The organism is Lederbergia ruris (genome assembly GCF_018332955.1).
GTDB classification, from domain to species: domain Bacteria; phylum Bacillota; class Bacilli; order Bacillales; family Bacillaceae_C; genus Lederbergia; species Lederbergia ruris.
On record NZ_BORB01000079.1, the window covers coordinates 1 to 3,260 of the forward strand.

Consider the following 3,260-nt stretch of genomic DNA (forward strand, 5'->3'; position numbering starts at 1 on the left):
TGTAAACTAGCACATTATTCCAGGTCATCTATTTCAAACTAATTCAGCTGTTTATCTGGGGTAATGTGCTATTATTTTCACTTTATTTCATATGTGAAAAAGAATATGCACGCTATTTCTCTACTATTTCAAGAAAAAAAGATGCCTTTCAAAAGACATCTTCTTCTCTCATTAATTCAATGGGCGCCACACGTATCTTGTAAACATCGGGGTGGCGAAGATTAAATGCGACTGACCCCTTATACATCACAAACCAATCATCGTAGTCCTTCCCAATAATAAAATTCAAATAGTCGCTCTGGAATTTTATTTCTACAGGCATCCCTTCATACACAATAAAAGCCTCTTGCCCAATCCATATCTGCCAGGCATTATGATTAGAAATCATGATTCCTTCTTTCATCACAGACCACTTTCCTCAGCTGCCAGACGCACGATTTCTTCATCAATCTGTTCTTTCTTCTGTTGCGCTCCATATAAAAGACAATTCGTCGTTAATGTATTGATAATACGGGGCCAACCTTGTGATCGTAACGCGATTGCTTCCATGGCCGTAGGACTGAATATTGGTATTCTTGATCCCGCTAACTTTAAATGGTGTTCTATATACGCGTAAACATCTTCTTTGCTTAATGCTTGCATTTGATATCTCATGATAATACGTTGAGCCAATGGTCGATGATGATTTAAATTTAACCGTGTTTTTAAATGCGGTAAACCAGATAGTATGAGAATAAATGGATTCGTCGAATCCATTTGAAAGTTAAAGAGAATGGCTAGATCCTGTAAAAATGCATCCTTTGCCATGTGCATTTCATCAAGAATGAAGACTGGAGTAATTTTACGTTCCTCCACCATTTGTTCAATGCCTGATTGAATCTGGCGAAATAGATCTACTTTGCGGAATTTGGGTTCTTCACCTAAACCATAAGCCAACCCTCGGTAAAAATCCATCACTCCTCCAGTAGACAATGGAAAATAGACGACATGATACAAAGATGGATTGAGTGACTCCTTAAAACTTCGTAATGTAAATGTTTTTCCAGCCCCAGGATCACCTATAATTAAACCGATTCCTTTCGACTTTTGTAAGTACGCTAAACCATTTAATGCTCCTTGATAAATCGTAGATTCAAACGCATCCACATGATTCATCTCTTTGGTAAATGGCATCTTAGCCAACGAATAAAAGGATTTATACATGATCCGTCTCTCCCTTCCGTTGAACCGTATCCATTATCGCAAATGGGGATGGGGCTCGTTTGACATGCGCATTATCTTCCATGTTAACGGCTATCGCTTGTGCTACTTTTTTTCCATCTTCAAACACATACACCGCTCGATCATCGAGTCGAAGATCAATCTTCTGACCAATGAAAGAAGCGGGAACTTCATATAATTTCTTATCCAACGTAATCGTCCCATCTAATTTTACGACTCTTTTTGCTCTTTTTAAAAATACTGTCTCTAGTATGGAATGATCCTCTAAAAATGTGATATGATCTAATTGGGATTGAAATACTTGATGGGGTGTCTTTCCATCAAGAGAGGCGTGTGGCTTCCGGTGGTAATCCTCCTCTAGCCACCGCCCAAATCTTTCATTTAGCTCTTCCAGCGAATCGGCTGGATTACTTTTTAATAATGGATAGAACCTCGTTTGAATCGTTTTGAACAGCCTCTCTATTTTCCCTTTACTTTTAGGGTCATATGGCTGTGTATGAACTAAAGTAATTCCCAATTGCGCACAGGCATACTGCAGGGTTTCTGATCGATAAATCTTTCCGTTATCGGCATAAATCATCGTCGGTTTTCCATATCGCAGAAGTGCTTCTTTTGTTACTTCTCGAAGGCCATCAAATTTCTCCGAAGAAAAAAATTCCGCGTAAGGTACGATTCTTGAACAATCATCGATGTATGCAATAAGAAATGTTTTCTTCATTTTCCCTTCCATTCGGATGTACGGACCATGCGATAAATCTGCCTGCCATAATACATTAACTTTATCATGAGAAAAACGCTTTCTCTCTCTTTCTGGATAAAAACTCATATGATGCTTTCCAGCTAGCTTGTGTTTTTTTAATAATCGGTTAATCGTGGCATAAGAAACATGATCCTTTTGAATTTCACCACGTTGAATTAATTGTTCGTAGAACACAGTTATTGGCATATGCAGATATTCTTCTTTTCTTATTTTGAGAATATGATCCTCATCATCTGGAGAGAGCCTGCGAGAACCTCCACGATCTGCCCGTCTTTTCGGCTTTAAAGCCTCGAATCCATTTCTTCGGTAATTTAAATGCCATTCTTGGATCGTTTTCGCTGCAACCTTTCGTTCTCCATAATAGGGTACCTGATGTACTTTTCCTTCCAGTTCTTGAAAATACTCTTTTGGTTCTCTTTGCTTATTAAAGAGCGGCGCAATCAAGCCATAACGAAATAAAGCAATTTCTTCCCGCGTTTTTTCATCCATTGGATTTGCCTCCTTTTATTAGAAGGACAACCGGTTATCCATTGCTTTTATTCTACTTTGTTCGCCAATACTTGCATAGGCAAAAGTTATGTGGGACAGTCTTTATTTTTTTATCACGAAAATTATGGTAAAATTAATGTGCCCATAAAATATGATGATAAGTGACCCCAGCTCCTTTGAAAGAAGGAAGATATGCCAGTATCTTGGATCATTTTCTTGTATTTTAGGGCTTCTTTTTTAGTGTTTTTAGATAACCCATTCGAATACCCTTCGTGCACAAAATAGCTATGAATCCAATGTATTCCTTTGTAAAACCGCTTGATATGTTGTTCTAGCAGTTGCCGGCCACCCCTACGCAAATCCCCATTCAAATAGCGCTCAATCCCTTTAAAGATCATATATAATGTATATTGAAAATAAGGAATCAAAAAACTTGGCAGAACAGAAATGGTGATGCCGCAAGCTAAGCAAAGATAACGACAAATCGGTAGTCGTATATGTTCATCTTCTTCAATACCATATCGCCAGTAATAACCATGACGATGTATGTTTCCCTGAGCGAAACAATTACAACCCGGACATCGATCTAACCTAGGAAACTCATTTTCTATTCCATTTGCCGCGTATTGAAAAATATCAATCTTAAAATCATGTAAATGAATCAATTAAAAAACTCCCTTCTATTAATATGAAAAAAACTTAGCACATTATAGCAGGGAAGTCTATTTTTAATCTGGAGGAATTTGAACAATTAGCAAGTGTTTTAGATGGAACAATGTGGAGCTTTACA

General features: G+C 37.7%; 4 protein-coding genes. All 4 read right to left on the reverse strand.

The annotated features are described in order from the left end of the window. Positions 1-148: 148 nt before the first annotated feature. On the reverse strand, positions 149-403 hold the full coding sequence (locus KI363_RS21410) for a hypothetical protein (RefSeq protein WP_156858104.1): 255 nt from the start codon (positions 401-403) through the stop codon (positions 149-151). Next, the gene (locus tag KI363_RS21415) at positions 403-1,203 is read right to left on the reverse strand and encodes an ExeA family protein (RefSeq protein ID WP_156858103.1); all 801 of its coding nucleotides are present in this window, start codon (positions 1,201-1,203) and stop codon (positions 403-405) included. Before KI363_RS21415 ends, KI363_RS21410 begins: the two co-directional genes overlap by 1 nt. Beyond that, on the reverse strand, positions 1,196-2,470 hold the full coding sequence (locus KI363_RS21420; RefSeq protein ID WP_156858102.1) for a TnsB C-terminal domain-containing protein: 1,275 nt from the start codon (positions 2,468-2,470) through the stop codon (positions 1,196-1,198). The genes KI363_RS21415 and KI363_RS21420 overlap by 8 nt, the downstream gene beginning before the upstream one ends. A 122-nt stretch (positions 2,471-2,592) precedes the next feature. Then, entirely contained in the window at positions 2,593-3,135 is a 543-nt protein-coding gene (locus KI363_RS21425; RefSeq protein WP_212967596.1) for a DUF6431 domain-containing protein, read from the reverse strand. Between the last annotated feature and the right edge of the window lie 125 nt (positions 3,136-3,260).

Bases quoted from the DNA above. Each gene is read 5' to 3' on its own strand.
- KI363_RS21410 (WP_156858104.1), bottom strand. From the start codon at position 403: ATGAAAGAAGGAATCATGATTTCTAATCATAATGCCTGGCAGATATGG.
- KI363_RS21420 (WP_156858102.1), bottom strand. From the start codon at position 2,470: ATGGATGAAAAAACGCGGGAAGAAATTGCTTTATTTCGTTATGGCTTG.
- KI363_RS21415 (WP_156858103.1), bottom strand. From the start codon at position 1,203: ATGTATAAATCCTTTTATTCGTTGGCTAAGATGCCATTTACCAAAGAG.